Genomic DNA, 16,727 nt, shown 5'->3' with positions numbered 1-16,727 from the left:
AAGATAGATGTGGGAAAAGAGTTAATAAAAATTGCCGTCGTAGGCCCCGAGTCTACAGGAAAGTCAACCATGGCACAGTATCTCGCTGAAAAATTTCAAACAGTCTGTGTACCGGAGTATTCGCGCTATTACTGTCAGAGTCTCAATAATAAATATACGTTGCAGGATGAGGTCAATATGTTTTATGGACAAGTTGCTTTGGAAGAAGCACTCCTTCCATTAGCAAAGGAAAACATCCTAATCTGTGACACCACTTTTATGACCGTGAAAATCTGGTCTGACCATCTATTCAATCATACCCCCAAAGAGGTTACCGATAAGATTCAGCAACACCCCTATGACCTATACCTACTGATGGATATAGATCTACCTTGGCAAGACGATCCATTAAGAGATTTTCCAGAGCAACGAGAACATTTTATGGAGATATGGAAAACAGAGTTAGAAGCCGTCGGTGGTCAATATCGCATTATCTCAGGGGAGGGACAGCAGCGACTGGTAAATGGTTTAACAGCTGTTAACGATTTTCTGACATTGATTTGAGACAAGCACCTTGACGAGAAAGCCTTTTACATCTATATTTGTAAAAGTAAAGTATAGCGATTTGGCAAAGATCGTAGAATGCGAAACAGAAAGTCGCGCTGTACCAAATTAAATTAGAATATTAACATTTTTACTTAAGAAATAATGTATCCAGAATATTTAGTAGCTCCAATGCGTCAAGAGTTAGTTGATGCGGGATTCGAAGAATTAAAAACTCCAGAAGCAGTTGATTCTGCAATCGCTTCAGAAGGAACTGTTTTTGTAGTTGTTAACTCCGTTTGTGGTTGTGCGGCAGCAAATGCACGCCCTGCAGCAAAAGCGGCTGTAAAAAACGAAAAACATCCTGCAAAACTAGTTACTGTTTTTGCAGGTATGGAAGCTGATGCTGTCAACACAGCACGTAACTACATGTTGCCTTACCCTCCATCTTCTCCAGCAATGGCGTTGTTCAAAGACGGTAAATTGGTACACATGATTGAAAGACATATGATTGAAGGTCGCCCGGCACAAATGATTGCTGACAATTTAGTCGCTGCGTTTGACGAGTACTGCTAATCACATATTTTGATTTTTGAATTAAAACGGCTATCTGAGTTATTTGGATAGCCGTTTTTGTTATTAAAAAGATAGAAACCGTCTATTCCATTATACAACCCCTCCATTGTTACCAAGTCCATAATATACCAAACGATATTTCAGCCAAGCCCCCCGATTTTTCAGTCAAATCATATTTCAAAGAAATAGCCCTCGCTTTATAAACACTTTTTTTTATTTTTAGGATATGAGAAACTTTCCAGTTATTCTTTCCCTCTTTTCCATGATCTTCCTTGCTTGTTCTCCGCAAGAAAGGGTAGACCTGATTGTGTACAATGCTCATGTTTATACCGTTGATTCCACCTTTAGCACAGCACAGGCATTTGCGGTTAAGGACGGTAAATTTATTGCAATAGGCTCAGACGACGAGATCCAACGAAAGTATAAAGCCAAAGAAAAAATAGACGCTGAAGGAAAAGCGATCTATCCTGGATTCTACGATGCGCACGCTCATCTATTTGATGAAGCCGAACTCATGGATCAGGTCGACCTCAATGGCGCGGATTCTTTCGAAGAGGTGATTCAACGGGTTAAAAGTTATCAGCAAAAAAATCCCAAGAAAACCTGGCTCATTGGCGGTGGCTGGGACCAAAATCGCTGGAAAGACAAGTCCTTCCCTACAAAAGAACTACTGGATAAAGCTTTCCCAGATATACCAGTATACCTGATACGTGTAGATTATCACGCCGCTGTAGTAAACTCCAAAGCCTTAGAATGGGCCAAATTGACAAGCATTCCCATTATTCATGGTGGCGTTGTCGGTGGGAGCAACACTATACCAAATGGTCTTTTGATCGACAATGCAATGGATCTGGTCAACAAAACAATCCCGGTACCCAATGAAAAAGAGTACCTGAGAATGTTAAAGCGAACTCAGGACTCATTGCTTTCTGTGGGCCTTACTTCTATTGTGGATGCAGGTTTATCAAAAGAAAGACTCAGCCTATTAAAAAAATACTATAAAGATGGCGCGTTAAAATTTAGAGATTATGCAATGATCCTTGGCAACCCGCAAAATATCGCCTCATTTATAGCACAGGGATTTTACGAAACTGATCGTTTAGAAATCAAATCATTCAAATTACTTGCAGATGGCGCATTAGGCTCAAGGGGAGCCTGCCTCCTCGCTCATTATCATGATGCACCTACACATGGCTTTCTTTTGCACAGCCCACAGGAATATGAAAACATGATCAAAGCGATTGCAGCTAGTACTTTCCAGGCCAACACCCATGCGATCGGTGATTCAGCCAACAGAATTATTTTGGACATCTATGGCAAATATCTACAACCACGCACAGATCGCAGATGGCGTATTGAACACGCACAGATTATCTCACCAGTCGACTTCGATAAATTCCGAAAATTCCAGATTATGCCCTCTGTGCAGCCAACCCATGCTACATCAGACATGTACTGGGCCAAAGACCGACTGGGAGAAGAGCGAATGAAAGGTGCCTATGCGTACAAGCATCTCTTGAAAGAATATGGTAAACTAGCCCTAGGGAGTGACTTCCCGGTTGAACATTTCAATCCGATGTATGGTTTTCACGCAGCTGTGGCTCGTGTTGATAAAAAAGGTTCCCCAGATCAGGGCTTCCAAATGCAAGACGCTATCAGTAGGGAAGATGCATTGCGCGGAATGACAATCTGGGCAGCATACTCCTGCTTTCAGGAGAAAAAACGGGGAAGCATAGAAGCCGGCAAAGACGCCGATTTTGTTGTCCTCGAACAAGACATCCTCAAAATACCAAACGAACAATTGCGGAACGTAAAAACAACACGAACAGTGATTGCTGGAGAAACTGTTTTCAATAGACAACAACAATAGTTTCACACCTAACAGAACTCCGTCTCATCCTTCCAGAAAAGCACCATTCACGGGATAGTAGTGAAAAGTTACAATAATTTTCATTATTACGAATATTTCGTATATTTACGATATAAACATAATTTTATGAAATATTCATTATCCCTCTTATTATCTGTGACAATACAGATTCTATTTGCTCAAGAAAATTCGCCAGCAATAGCTAAAGTACATTACGAATTCAAACACATTAATGACACTGCGCAACGTGATCAATTTATTCGCGACGAAACGGTCACCTATCTTAATCAGCAGGCCAGTTTCTATACCTCATACTCCACAGATCGTATGCAGGATGAGGTCAAAAAACAGATGGATGCCCCCTCCTTTGATGGGAATATAACTATCCAGACACGAACGACAGCTTTAGGGGCATCGTATTTACTAGATGTCAACAACAACAAAATGACAGAATTGATATCCGTTGCCGGGGACAAGTTTGCTATACCTCAGACTTACCCAGCTCAGGAATGGGAAGTATTAGGTGATCATAAGGAGATCGGAGGATACAGTTGTCAAAATGCAAAAACAACTTTCAAAGGTCGCACATATGAAGTCTGGTTTACGACGGAATTGCCATTTCCATATGGTCCTTGGAAACTTCATGGACTACCGGGACTCATTTTGGATGCAAGGGATACAAGAAACGAGGTCGTTTTTGCCTATGCCGGATTTGATAAACTGGAAGACAGCAAAGTACAGGTGGCTCTACCACAAGGCGTGATTACAACCTCACTGGAGGAAGTTCAAAAAATCCAAGCTGCATTTAAAGCAAATCCACAGGCCTATATGAACGCTCAATCGGCAAAGAGTCGAAGTATCAGTGTAGGTTCCGGCAATGCCATTACTGTTAGAAGCGGTTCAAGCACCGGTGCGAAAACTGGAGATGGTGGCATGGATGTGTCTAGGATCAAAAGTTTTAATATACAGAAAGATGAACTATATAAACCTTCTAAAGTCACCAATAATCCGATTGAGTTAATACCTTAATGAAAGTATCTATATGTTTATTTTTAATCATTTGGTTTGGGCAAATTTGTTTTGCCCAACAAATGATTAGTGGGAAGGTACAAGAAGCAAATACACAGAAGCCCATACCCTTCGCAAGTGTAAATATCCTGTCTGAAAATAAAATCGTCGCTTTTAAAACGACTGATAAGGAAGGACAATTTATGATGCAACTTTCTAAAGAATATACTACCATCTACCTGCAGATCAACCATCTCACTTACGAAAAATTCGAACAGCAAATTGGTAAAAAGGCGACCGATCTCCAGATTACCTTAACCCCAAAAACCAATCTATTAAAAGATGTTGTTGTGAAGAGTAAACCCAAAGTAAGTCGTTCCAACGACACCATTTCTTATGATGTAGGTTCTTTTGCTAAGGAGGAGGATCGAAATATCGGAGACGTCATCAAACGCCTACCCGGTATGGAGGTAACAGAATCCGGCTTAATAAAATATCAGGACAAAACGGTTTCCAAACTTTACATTGACGGCGATGATCTGCTAGAAGATCGTTACGGAATAGGCACGCGAACAATTCCGCACAAAATGGTCAAAGACATTCAGGTCCTCGATAACCATGAACACTACAAAGTGCTTAAAAACAAAAGATTTACAGACGATGTAGCCATTAACCTTGTCATTAAAGAAGATGCTAAATTAAAATTAACCGGACAGGCTAAAATAGCTGCTGGTACTCCCAACAACTATGACCCCGAGCTAAACTCCATTCTTTTTAACAAAAAAATTAAAATGCTGAATGTACTCAGTGCAAATAACATTGGCAGGGATCTTTCCGGTGATATCATAGGCAATAGCCAATCATCTTTGCTCGCGAAATTTGGCGGTTCCTCTATCAACAATCTCCTTGCAACAAGTACAACTGGAGCTCCCAATATTCCAAAAAACAACTATTACTTTAACAATACTGGTTCCCTCAACACCAATAATCTATATAATTTCAAAAACAAATGGCAATTGAAATCAAATATTCAGTTACTATTTGATAAAGAAAGGCAGAATAACGCTGCTAGTACACGATATTTACTCGATGGGGGTGATGTATCCTTTGAAGAACAAAACGGTATCAGAGCAGAGAAATGGCTAGGTGCGGCAAGACTCTCGGCATCCGTGAATACAGAAAAAAAATACATCAGCGAAATACTCTCCTTTGAATATGAAAAAAAAGATATAAAAGCCCTATTAACAAACTCGACCAGTAAAATTGACCAATTTCAAAAACACCATATCAAGGGAATCAGCAATCAGTTCAGTTATATACCGAAATTAAAAAACAACGATATTATAGCCGTTAATTGGACATTAAACTATGGAAATAAACCACAATCTCTACAGATTTATCCAGGTGTTTTTCCTGAAATATTAAATGACAGCATTCCATACAAAAGTACCATTCAGCAGATCGAGGTTCCCTCATTTTTCACTGAAGTTTCGACAGGTTACCACTTCAAAAAAAGTAAGATCAAGCAGCATTATCAGATCGGTTTCAATACCGACCGCCAACATTTTACTTCATTGTTATATCTGCAAGATAATGAGCAGATAGATAGAAGACCGGGCCAGAATACGAGTAATGATCTACACTGGAGCAGATCTCAAGTATTCATTACACCGCAGTATGACTGGAAAAACGATCGCTTCGAGGCTCACCTCGATATCCCGATCACCTATTTGATCACTCAATATGAAGATAATACACAGGCTATGGACGTTTCAAAAAATTCATGGTTGATCAACCCCGGCCTAAAAGCACGCTGGCGAGCCTCCCAAGAAGATTATCTCCAATTTGCTTATCAATATAGCCAGGACATCGGGAATATTGAAGACGTATTCCGTGGAGCAGTACTGCGCAATTATAGGATGCTTAGCCAAAACAATGCTGCGCTGAATGAATCTCAAAAACATGCCTTTAATCTCAATTACAATCTGGCGCGTACATTGAAAGTATTATTTGCGAATGCAGGAATCAGCTATTCTAGGCTTTCCTCCAACACGATGTTATCCTCAATTATAAAAGATGATATCACAGAGAATATATTGGTTAATATGGACAACCTGCAAGAACACTGGTCCTCACAAATTGGGTTTGATAAATATATATTTCCATTAGCAAGTACACTCAAGTTAAAAGGCGGTATTGCATATTCCCAATTCAATCAATTGCTAAACAGTAGCGTTGTCCCCATAAAAAGCATCAATTATACCCTCCAACCTAGTTTAGAAGCAAAAATATTCAAATCCTATCATGTATCTTATACAGGTACACTCAATTGGAATAGAAGCCAGCAAAAAGGGAAAGACCATCTGATCCGGAATAAAACAACCATGATGATACATAACTTAGGTTTCCCTATAAGCCCTTTTAAAAGCGGCTATATACGCGTAAACATACGTAACCTCTCCACTTTCCAGACGAATATGAATAATGCGAGTTACACCTTTATAGATGTTTTTGCGCGTTATCGATTGAACAAATGGAAAACTGATTTTGAATTGGATATGAGTAATTTAACGAATATAAAAAATTATCGAACCTACATGACAACAGCCAATATGATCTCTCAAAATGAATTTGAACTACGTGGAAGAACAATTTTACTACGCGCTGTTTTTAATCTTTAGGGTTTAAATTTACATGAAAACTAGCCCTTTAAGTGAAACCTGTAGTCGAAGGCAGTTACTTGCAAAGTTCAACTAGGATAAGATGATCCATTAAAAGGGCCGGGTGAAATATTCACCCGGCCCTTTTAATATGTTAACATGGAAACAACTTTTGTTTTCCCAAGAAGTCTAATCATTTAGCGCGCTATTATTGCATATCGAACAAATGCTTTTCAGCATGGTAAGATGAACGAACCAAAGGTCCGGACTCAACATATTTGAATCCCATTTCCAAACCAATTTTTTTATATTTTTCAAATTGAGCTGGTGTAATAAATTCAATAACGGGATGATGCGCTTTCGTTGGCTGCAAGTATTGTCCAAGAGTCAAAATATGAACACCAACATTATACAAGTCCTGCATTGCTTCAATCACATCTTCTTCCGTTTCACCAAGCCCCAACATGATACCCGACTTCGTACGAAGACCTGCTTCCGAAATCCGACGCAAACATTCCAAAGAACGGTCATATTTCGCCTGAACACGTACTTCTCTGGTCAAACGACGCACAGTTTCCAAATTGTGTGAAACGACCTCTGGGCGAACCGCAATGACACGATCCAAATTATCCCATTGACCTTTAAAATCTGGCAATAGTGTTTCCAAAGTTGTTTCAGGACTTTCTTTACGGATTGCATTGATCGTTTCCGCCCAAATTGTAGAACCGCCATCTTTTAGATCATCACGGTCTACAGAAGTAATAACACAGTGTTTCACCTGCATCAACTTCACAGAATTGGCTACCCTATTTGGTTCATCCAAGTCTACTGGCAAAGGACGACCTGTTGCTACAGCGCAAAACGAACATGAACGTGTACAGATATTTCCTAATATCATGAAGGTCGCTGTTCCTGCCCCCCAACACTCACCCATATTTGGGCAATTTCCACTCTCACAAATTGTATGTAATTTGTGCTCATCTACAAGACTTCTGACATGTCTATACTCTTTACCAACAGGCAATTTGACACGCAACCAATCTGGCTTGCGTTGTGCAGGAGTTGCCGGGATAACTGGAAGTTCAATCATACAACAAAGTTAAGGATTAAAAATGTAATTTCTATTGGGCAATTTGTTGGTTTTATATCATAAATACTTATCGAATGACGGCAATAATAGAATAATGAAACAAAAATTAGGATATTTGTGTTGATTATCTATTGATCTAAATACTTTACTATGCGATTGAGCAAATCTTTATCCCTGTTATTGCTTGGGGGAGCTTGCATTTTTAGTGCGCAGGCCCAAACTAATTTTGACATTATTCCCAAGCCATCCAAGGTGAACGTAGCAACTGGAATATATACCATCCCAACACAACTCACAGTTATTGTCTCTGATGATTTCCAACCAGCGGTGCAATTGCTTACTGAGCATCCTGCGATCAAGAGTTTAACACTTGAAGTGCTAAAGAAAAACAAAAAAACACCAAAAGAAGGTTTTCGTATTGTAAAGGCTGTTGATGCAGACAACCTCAGCAAAAATGCCTATTCGATTCAAATTGATGAGAAAGGTCTCTTGCTTAAAGCCTGGGATACGCCACAGGTCATTAATGGAATTTATACTTTAGTTCAATTAGGGTATCTACAAGTTGATCCTAGCCAAATAGCATTTGCGACTATCGTTGATGAACCTCGTTTTTCATACCGAGGATTGCATTTAGACGTTTCCCGTCATTTTATGCCCCTTTCTTTCGTAAAGAAATATATCGACATCATGGCCATTTATAAGTTCAATAACTTTCACTGGCACTTGACAGATGGAGCGGGATGGCGACTGGAGATTAAAAAATATCCGGAATTAACACAAAAAGCAGCTTGGCGTACACATGCCCATTGGAAAGATTGGTGGAACAATGGACGTCAATATGTGGAAAAAGGAAATCCAAATGCCAGTGGTGGCTTTTATACACAGGAAGAAGCGCGCGAACTGGTCGACTATGCTGCCCGAAAAGGCATCAATGTCATCCCGGAAATAGAAATGCCCGGACACTCAGAAGAGGTATTAGCCGTGTATCCCGAACTTTCCTGTTCAGGGAAACCCTATAGCCAAGGAGAATTTTGCATTGGCAATGAAAAGACTTTTGAGTTTCTAAAAAATGTGCTGGATGAAGTAATCACCATATTCCCTTCTCAATATATCCATATCGGCGGTGATGAAGCGGAAAAGAAACATTGGGAAACCTGTCCAAAAGATCAAGCTCTTATGCAGAAGGAAGGGTTAAAGTCAGTTGACGAATTACAGAGTTATGCCATCAAACAAATGGATCTGTACCTGCAATCAAAGGGTAGAAAGCTTATTGGCTGGGATGAAATCTTACAAGGCGGACTGACCGAAGGAGCAACAGTCATGAGTTGGCGTGGAGAAGAGGGCGGAATAAAAGCTGCAAATGCTGGCCACGATGTCATTATGACTCCGGGCTCACATCTTTATTTCGATTCCTACCAGACAGACCCAAGAACACAACCCGAAGCTATTGGAGGCTATCTAACACTTGATAAAGTCTATTCCTACGACCCAATTCCAGCTGCGATACAGGGTGATAAGGCGAAACATATCCTCGGTGCACAGGCGAATATATGGACAGAATATGTGCCGACTATTGAGCATGTCGAATATATGGTATTTCCGCGCGCATTAGCATTATCCGAAGTCAATTGGACAACGAAAGATGCAAAAAGCTGGGCTGACTTTCAACGAAGATTACAATCACATTATAAATTGCTACAGGAGCTAAATCTGAACTATTATCGTCCATCATTCAATGTTGCTTATACAGCGTCTTATAATGCAATTAAAAATAACAACAAAATTACACTTACTACAGAGCAATTGAACACGGATCAGATCCGATATACAATTGATGGGAGTGAACCTACGATTCAGTCTACACCATATACTGGCCCATTTGAACTTAGTTCAACAGGACATATCAATGCTGCATATTTTCAGGACTCCATCAAAATAGGCCCTACATTATCATTTGATATTGATATTCATCGCGCCATTGGAAAAAAAGTAACTTACAATACGCAATGGTCAGGATATCCCGCTCAAAAAGATTCGACTTTAACCAATGGAATAACCGGCGGACTATCTTACCACGATGGTCAATGGCAGGGTTTTACAAGCCCGATTGATGTGGTAGTCGATTTAGAGCGAAGAGAAGAAATTCATCAGGTTGCCATGAATTTCATGCAAATGATAGGTCCGGGGGTTTACATGCCTGGTGAAATGGAAGTCCTTCTTTCTGATAATGGACGTAGCTATAGAAAAGTAGGTACAGTTGTAAATGATATATCCGATAAAGAATCCAAATTAACCTTTAAACGATTCGAACTTAAACTGGATAAAGCACAACAGGCCCGCTACATAAAAATCAAAGCCAGCAATCCGAAAAAAGGATATTTATTTACAGATGAAATTATTGTTTATTAACCGAATAATAGACAATTTACGATAATAGTTGGAGAACCCACTCCTTACGTTTTCCAACTATTATTGCTACTTTCAAGACTACTTTTCCAACAAAGGTCATTTTATTTTGAAATATTATTAAAATAAATACTTCATTTTCAAAATTTAAAATGTAACTTTGCACTCCGACAAAGCAGTCGGAATGACCCTTCCCCATGAGCTATTTTTGATTGTCTTTGCTCAGATTTACAATAGGAAATTTAATTTTTTGAACTAGATATAATGCCAAGAAACACTTCCATTAAGTCGGTTTTAATCATCGGATCAGGTCCCATCGTTATCGGTCAAGCTTGTGAATTTGATTATTCTGGATCTCAAGCATCCCTTTCATTGAAAGAAGAAGGTATTGAAGTATCCATCATCAACTCAAATCCTGCAACAATCATGACGGACAAAGTTGTTGCAGACAATGTCTACTTACTTCCATTAACTTGCGAAAGTATTGAAGAAATATTGCAAAAACACAATATTGACGCTGTACTTCCTACCATGGGTGGTCAGACAGCTTTGAACTTATGTATCGAAGCTTCCAACCTAGGTCTTTGGGAAAAATACAACGTAAAAGTTATCGGTGTTGATGTTGCTGCCATTGAAAAAACTGAAAACCGTGAAGAATTCCGTCAATTAATGGTTGATATTGGTGTAGGCGTTGCAACATCAAAGATCGCAAACTCATTCCTGGAAGGTAAAGAAGCTGCACAAGAAATTGGTTATCCTCTTGTTATACGTCCTTCCTATACCTTAGCAGGTACAGGAGGTGGATTTGTACACCGAAAAGAAGATTTTGATGCAGCCTTAAATAGAGGTTTACACGCATCACCAACACACGAGGTTTTAGTCGAACAAGCTGTATTGGGTTGGAAAGAATTCGAGTTAGAATTGCTTCGCGATACCAACGACAATGTCATTATCATCTGTACAATTGAAAACTTTGATCCAATGGGTATCCACACTGGAGACTCGATCACAGTAGCTCCAGGTATGACATTATCGGACAAATGTTACCAAGATATGCGTAATCAGGCTATCCTGATGATGCGCTCAATCGGTACATTTGCAGGTGGATGTAACGTTCAATTCTCGGTAAATCCAGAAAATGAAGAAATCATTGCAATCGAGATCAACCCACGTGTATCTCGTTCATCAGCTTTAGCATCAAAAGCAACTGGTTACCCTATTGCAAAAATTGCAGCTAAATTGGCGATCGGATACAACTTGGATGAGTTGCAAAATCAGATTACTAAAACTACTTCAGCATATTTCGAACCAACATTAGATTACGTCATCGTCAAGATCCCACGTTTCAACTTTGACAAGTTCAAAGGTGCAAACAAAGAATTGGGTCTTCAAATGAAAGCCGTAGGTGAAGTTATGGCAATCGGCCGTACATTTATCGAAGCTTTACAGAAAGCATGTCAATCACTTGAAACTGGCCGCGCTGGCCTAGGTGCCGATGGTCGTCAATGGAGAAATCTGGACGAGATCATGGATAGCTTAGAACATCCAAGTGGTGACCGTTTGTTTCATATCAAAGATGCATTCGAATTAGGTGTTCCATTGGAATCAATTCGTAAAGCAACACGTATCGACAAATGGTTCTTGGTACAGATCCAGGAGTTAGTACATCTTGAGCAAGAGTTACGTCGTTACCAACTGAATAATATCCCACGCGATTTCTTCATGACCTTAAAACAAAAAGGTTATTCAGATGTACAGATTGCTTGGTTGCTAGGTAATGTAACGGAAGATCAGGTATATGATCGTCGTAAGGAACTTGGCATAAACCGAGTTTACAAAATGGTTGATACTTGTGCCGCGGAATTCCCAGCACAAACTCCATATTACTATTCAACATTTGAAGAAGAAAATGAATCCATCTCTTCAGATAAAAAGAAAATCATTGTATTAGGTTCTGGTCCTAACCGTATTGGACAAGGTATCGAGTTCGATTACTCCTGTGTACATGGATTATTGGCAGCCAAAGAATGTGGTTACGAAGCAATCATGGTTAACTGTAACCCTGAGACAGTATCGACAGACTTTAATATGGCTGACAAGCTATATTTTGAGCCTGTATTCTGGGAGCATGTTCGCGAGATCATTGAATTAGAAAAACCTGAGGGTGTAATCGTTCAATTGGGTGGACAAACAGCACTTAAAATGGCTGAACGCTTAGAGCAGCTTGGTGTAAAAATCATTGGTACCTCTTTCGAAAATATGGACTTGGCAGAAGATCGTGGCCGTTTCTCTGATCTTTTGAAAGAATTAAATATTCCATATCCAAGATATGGTGTGGCTACTTCGGCAGAAGAAGCATTACAGGTTGCTAACGAAGTTGGGTATCCAGTTTTAGTTCGCCCTTCTTACGTATTGGGTGGACAAGGCATGAGTATCGTCATCAATGACGAAGACCTGGAAAAAGCAGTTGTCAACTTATTGAAAAATCTTCCTGGAAACCATATCCTGATCGATCATTTCTTGGATCGCGCTGAAGAAGCAGAATCAGATTCTATCTGTGATGGTGAAGATGTACATATCATCGGTATGATGGAACACATCGAGCCAGCGGGTATTCACTCCGGAGATTCTTCGGCTGTATTACCTCCATTCGGTTTATCACAAGCAGTTCAGGATAAAATGGAAGAATACTCGATCAAGTTAGCTAAAGCACTAAATGTACGTGGTCTATTAAACATTCAGTTTGCTGTCAAAGGTGAAAATGTTTATGTCATCGAGGCTAACCCACGTGCATCACGTACAGTTCCTTTCATCGCGAAAGCTTATGATGTTCCTTACATCAACATCGCGACAAAAGTTATGTTAGGTGTTAATAAATTGAGTGACTTTACGATCGAACGTAAATTGAAGGGATACGCGATTAAAGAGCCTGTATTCTCCTTCAATAAATTCCCTGAGGTAGACAAACAATTAGGCCCTGAAATGAAATCAACTGGTGAAGCAATCCGCTTTATCAAAGATCTTCAAGACCCATATTTCAGAGAGTTGTACAATCAAAAATCAATGTTTTTGAATGCACAATAAGGTGTCTCTATAAAATAGAAAAGGCTTGCATTTGCAAGCCTTTTCTATTTTATATCTTTTACACATCGGAAACCGACATTATTTGTCGGGCTATTTACCTCACCTTTCCCCCTGCTTCCTGCTTTATAACGTTCACAATACTGATCATTACAGAGAAACGATCCTCCTCGTTGGACACGTTTTTCGAGATTAGGTTCCTGCGGATCATAGGAGTTCTCCGGTCCTGTGGGATTTGACGCCACGCTATTCTTATAATAGTCTGGTCTATAGTAGTCCGAACACCATTCCCAGACATTCCCTTCCATATCGTAGAGTCCTAAAGGATTCGCCTGAAAAGATTTCACGGGAGCGACTCCTTCGTAGCCATCCTCTTTTGAGTCTTCAACAGGGAATTTCCCCTGATAGATATTGGCCGTCCACTTTCCGTTTGGTTTCAACTCTTTCCCCCAATAGTACAGATCATCATTGGTATCTTTACGGGCACGGGCAGCGTATTCCCATTCAGCTTCAGTAGGCAATCGTTTCCCAGCCCACTTTGCATAAGCAGCAGCATCCTCATAGGCGACCTGAACAACTGGATAATTCATTTTATCTTTTATCGAACTACTGGGACCTTCAGGATGTTGCCAATTTGCGCCAGGAATATATTCCCACCACATCAGATAATTATTTAAAGAGTTGTGTTCTTTGGGTTTTGAAAATACAGCTGAACCAGGGACAAGCATATTCGGATCAACACCGGGAAAATCATTTGAGTCAAGCTTTCGCTCAGCTACGGTCACATATCCAGTCTCTTTTACAAATTGAGCAAATTGTGCATTTGTAACTTCATGCTCATCCATATAAAATGAATGGAGTTCTACAGTATGTACAGGTTTACTATCTTCGAAATTCGAACTTCCCATCAGAAATTTACCACCTTCAATTAAAACCATCTTTCCCGTAGCATTACTGCTTTGTTTGGCTAACTGAGATTTGATCATTCCGGCCCGGGTAGGTATATTTTCACCGACACAGCATGAAAGGGTATCATTTGTGGAAAATATAGATAGACAGGTAACTAGCGTCAGATTGATTAACATACCTAAAGATAAACATAAAAGGGGAACAATAAAATGCTCCCCTTTCAAATTATTGACTTAGATGCACAATTTATACATCCAATTGTACATTTTCTTTTTTCGTATTTTTTGAGCGAATAGGTGTATTACCTCCACCATTTAAGGTGATATCCACAGGATTATTATTCTTCCATGCACCTTTTGTAAAATCTGGTACAGCTACCGTTTTACAGTTCTTTTCAACGGACTCAAAACTTAATGGTACAATACAACTCCATGAAGCAGCATCATAAACATCTTGATCCAATGGCAATCCGTTACGCAGACAGTCGATTAGACGCCAGTCCATCATAAAGTCCATACCTCCGTGACCGCCAACTTCTTTGGCCTTATCACCGATGTATTTCACTAATTCTGGTGTATATTTTTCATATAATTCTTTGAGTTTTTCCTCCTTGATGAATTCGTGACCGAATGCAATATTCTCAGTTGGGTATTTTTGAGCGAAGCCTTTTGTACCGCTTAATGTATGTAGTCTTGAATATGGTCTAGGCGAAGTCACATCATGTTGTAGCATAATTGTTTTACCCTTCGCTGTCCGAATTAGTGTCGTATTCATATTGCCACGGTATTTCTTCCCAACAAATTCCTGAAAGAAAGAATCTTTTCCCGCGAGTTCCTTAGCCTTCTCACCCATCATAAAATCATTAGACGACATCGCGACAAGGTGATCCATCTTGTCTCCTCTATTTATATTTAAACACTGTGCTACAGGCCCAAGTCCGTGAGTTGGATATAGATTACCATTGTATTTAATATTTTCCCTTAGGCGCCACATATTATCATAACCATTCTTTGAGAAATTCAAATCCAATAAATCGTGAATATATGCACCCTCACCATGGATTAATTCACCAAATAAACCTTGGCGGGCCATGTTCAATGTCAACATCTCGAAAAAATCATAGCAGCAATTCTCTAACATCATACAATGTTTTTTTGTTGCTTCAGATGTTTTAACCACCTCCCAACAATCTTTTATTGTTAATGCGATTGGTACTTCACAAGCCACATGGTTACCCGCTTTCATAGCTGCGATACTCATTAGTGCGTGGTAGTCCCAAGGTGTACAAATATAGACCAGATCCAACTTTTCTTCCTTCAATAATGACTTCCAGCCATTTTCTCCAGAATAAGACTTTGCAGCTTTCAAACCTTTTGAGGTAAGAATTTTCTGCGCTTTATCTACCCGCTCAAGGTGTTTATCACAAAGCGCAACGATTTCGCAACCTTCGATAAAAGATAATCGTTCGACTGCACCGGGACCACGCATCCCTAATCCGATTACAGCAACTCTCACTCTATCAATTTTGGGTGCGGCATAACCACACATATTAAATGCTTCTGCAGTCGCATTTGCATTAACCAAAGTAGGAAGTGAAACAGCCAATGATGATAAAATCCCGGCCTTTTTTAAAAAATCTCTTCTAGAATCCATAATTTAAAGTTCATGTAAATTTAAAGGGACCAAAATGGTCCCTCTAAAAAATCACCTATTTTAAAACAAACTAAACAGTCAATAAGAAAAATCCATTTGGATTTGGATTTATACTTGGTTCTAACTAAAGAACTTAATCTCTATAACAATAATATAACACTTTTCTCGAAATAAAAAATCAAACTTTAAAGCAATCGTTTGTTTAATCTACACAAACGATTGCTTAATTTATTATAATCATAATTTTTTCAACAAAACTGTGGCTGGTAGATAAATACACGATTTCAATTTTATAGTAAAAACTTAAAGAGCATATACTCAAGATGATAAGTTTATTATACCTTTATACTAGAGATCTCCGTTGTAAAGTATTCTTTTTCTAGGGCTATCACTAGTCGGATTAGAAATCACTTGCAGGACATCTGAGCATCTAGTAATTTGGTTCCCCAATCCAATCATCAAGCCCACCTCCGTTTATGATAGGGTCCAATATTCAGCAGCCCCACTTCTACTGAGGAAAGAATCATATAGCAGGTTCATTCGGCAAAGATCATTACGTGAACAGTTGCAATAACACAGTGGTAGAATCCGAATTAGCCAGCAGGCAGGGGTGTTTAACATTCGTGCAACATGTAAATAAATGGTTTTCGGAGCTGCTCTATCGTCAGCAGGATGTCACTGTGCTTACTATATAATCTGCTGGACCACTTATGCAGGGAAGAATCAGATAATAAAAGGCCTATTTGGTTTAAGATCACTATGGCAAGAGCTGCAATAACATGGGCTATATGCGCAAGGCCATTATTCTCTGGGAAGTATGTAAACGCAAGAAGCCCTTGACTGTTTCCAGCAAGGGCTTCTGTGTAAAAAAAGGCACCGACCTACTCTCCCACCTGTTACGGCAATACCATCGGCTCTGGCGGGCTTGACTGCTCTGTTCGGAATGGGAAGA

10 protein-coding genes are annotated in these 16,727 nt (G+C 39.6%); 7 read left to right on the top strand and 3 right to left on the bottom strand.

Features of this window, described 5'->3' with window-relative positions; all coding sequences use genetic code 11:
- Positions 1 to 9: 9 nt before the first annotated feature.
- The 5 genes from LC454_RS17360 (at position 10) to LC454_RS17340 (ending at position 6,657) form a co-directional block, all read left to right on the top strand.
- Positions 10 to 543, top strand: a complete 534-nt coding sequence (locus tag LC454_RS17360) for an AAA family ATPase (RefSeq protein ID WP_223583737.1) — start codon at positions 10 to 12, stop codon at positions 541 to 543.
- 144 nt (positions 544 to 687) lie between these two features.
- Positions 688 to 1,098 (top strand): BrxA/BrxB family bacilliredoxin, encoded by a 411-nt coding sequence (locus LC454_RS17355; protein WP_223583736.1) that lies wholly within the window; start codon positions 688 to 690, stop codon positions 1,096 to 1,098.
- A gap of 226 nt (positions 1,099 to 1,324) precedes the next feature.
- Positions 1,325 to 2,968 (top strand): amidohydrolase, encoded by a 1,644-nt coding sequence (locus tag LC454_RS17350; protein ID WP_223583735.1) that lies wholly within the window; start codon positions 1,325 to 1,327, stop codon positions 2,966 to 2,968.
- A 126-nt stretch (positions 2,969 to 3,094) separates the two neighbouring features.
- Positions 3,095 to 3,997, top strand: a complete 903-nt coding sequence (locus LC454_RS17345) for a GLPGLI family protein (RefSeq protein ID WP_223583734.1) — start codon at positions 3,095 to 3,097, stop codon at positions 3,995 to 3,997.
- 62 nt (positions 3,998 to 4,059) lie between these two features.
- Positions 4,060 to 6,657 carry a carboxypeptidase-like regulatory domain-containing protein gene (locus tag LC454_RS17340; RefSeq protein WP_223583733.1) on the top strand — a complete coding sequence of 866 codons (2,598 nt, stop codon included), beginning with the start codon at positions 4,060 to 4,062 and terminating at the stop codon, positions 6,655 to 6,657.
- Between the two features lie 187 nt (positions 6,658 to 6,844).
- On the opposite strand, the gene lipA is transcribed toward LC454_RS17340, so the two are convergent.
- A complete protein-coding gene (gene lipA, locus LC454_RS17335) occupies positions 6,845 to 7,726 on the bottom strand; it encodes a lipoyl synthase (RefSeq protein ID WP_120261378.1) in 882 nt (293 codons plus the stop codon).
- Positions 7,727 to 7,876: 150 nt separating this feature from the next.
- Here lipA and LC454_RS17330 point away from each other — a divergent pair, with 150 nt between their 5' ends.
- A complete protein-coding gene (locus LC454_RS17330) occupies positions 7,877 to 10,135 on the top strand; it encodes a beta-N-acetylhexosaminidase (protein WP_223583732.1) in 2,259 nt (752 codons plus the stop codon).
- 261 nt (positions 10,136 to 10,396) lie between these two features.
- Positions 10,397 to 13,216 (top strand): carbamoyl-phosphate synthase large subunit, encoded by a 2,820-nt coding sequence (gene carB / locus LC454_RS17325; protein ID WP_223583731.1) that lies wholly within the window; start codon positions 10,397 to 10,399, stop codon positions 13,214 to 13,216.
- A 44-nt stretch (positions 13,217 to 13,260) separates the two neighbouring features.
- On the opposite strand, the gene LC454_RS17320 is transcribed toward carB, so the two are convergent.
- Together LC454_RS17320 and LC454_RS17315 are read right to left on the bottom strand one after the other, a co-directional pair.
- Entirely contained in the window at positions 13,261 to 14,199 is a 939-nt protein-coding gene (locus tag LC454_RS17320; RefSeq protein ID WP_223583730.1) for a formylglycine-generating enzyme family protein, read from the bottom strand.
- 169 nt (positions 14,200 to 14,368) lie between these two features.
- Positions 14,369 to 15,775: a Gfo/Idh/MocA family protein gene (locus LC454_RS17315; protein ID WP_262903097.1), complete on the bottom strand. Its 1,407-nt coding sequence runs from the start codon at positions 15,773 to 15,775 to the stop codon at positions 14,369 to 14,371.
- Between the last annotated feature and the right edge of the window lie 952 nt (positions 15,776 to 16,727).

This window comes from Sphingobacterium sp. GVS05A (assembly GCF_019969845.1).
Taxonomy (GTDB): domain Bacteria; phylum Bacteroidota; class Bacteroidia; order Sphingobacteriales; family Sphingobacteriaceae; genus Sphingobacterium.
The sequence above is the reverse complement of the archived record's forward strand: the minus strand, read 5'-3'. Positions and strand labels throughout refer to the sequence as shown.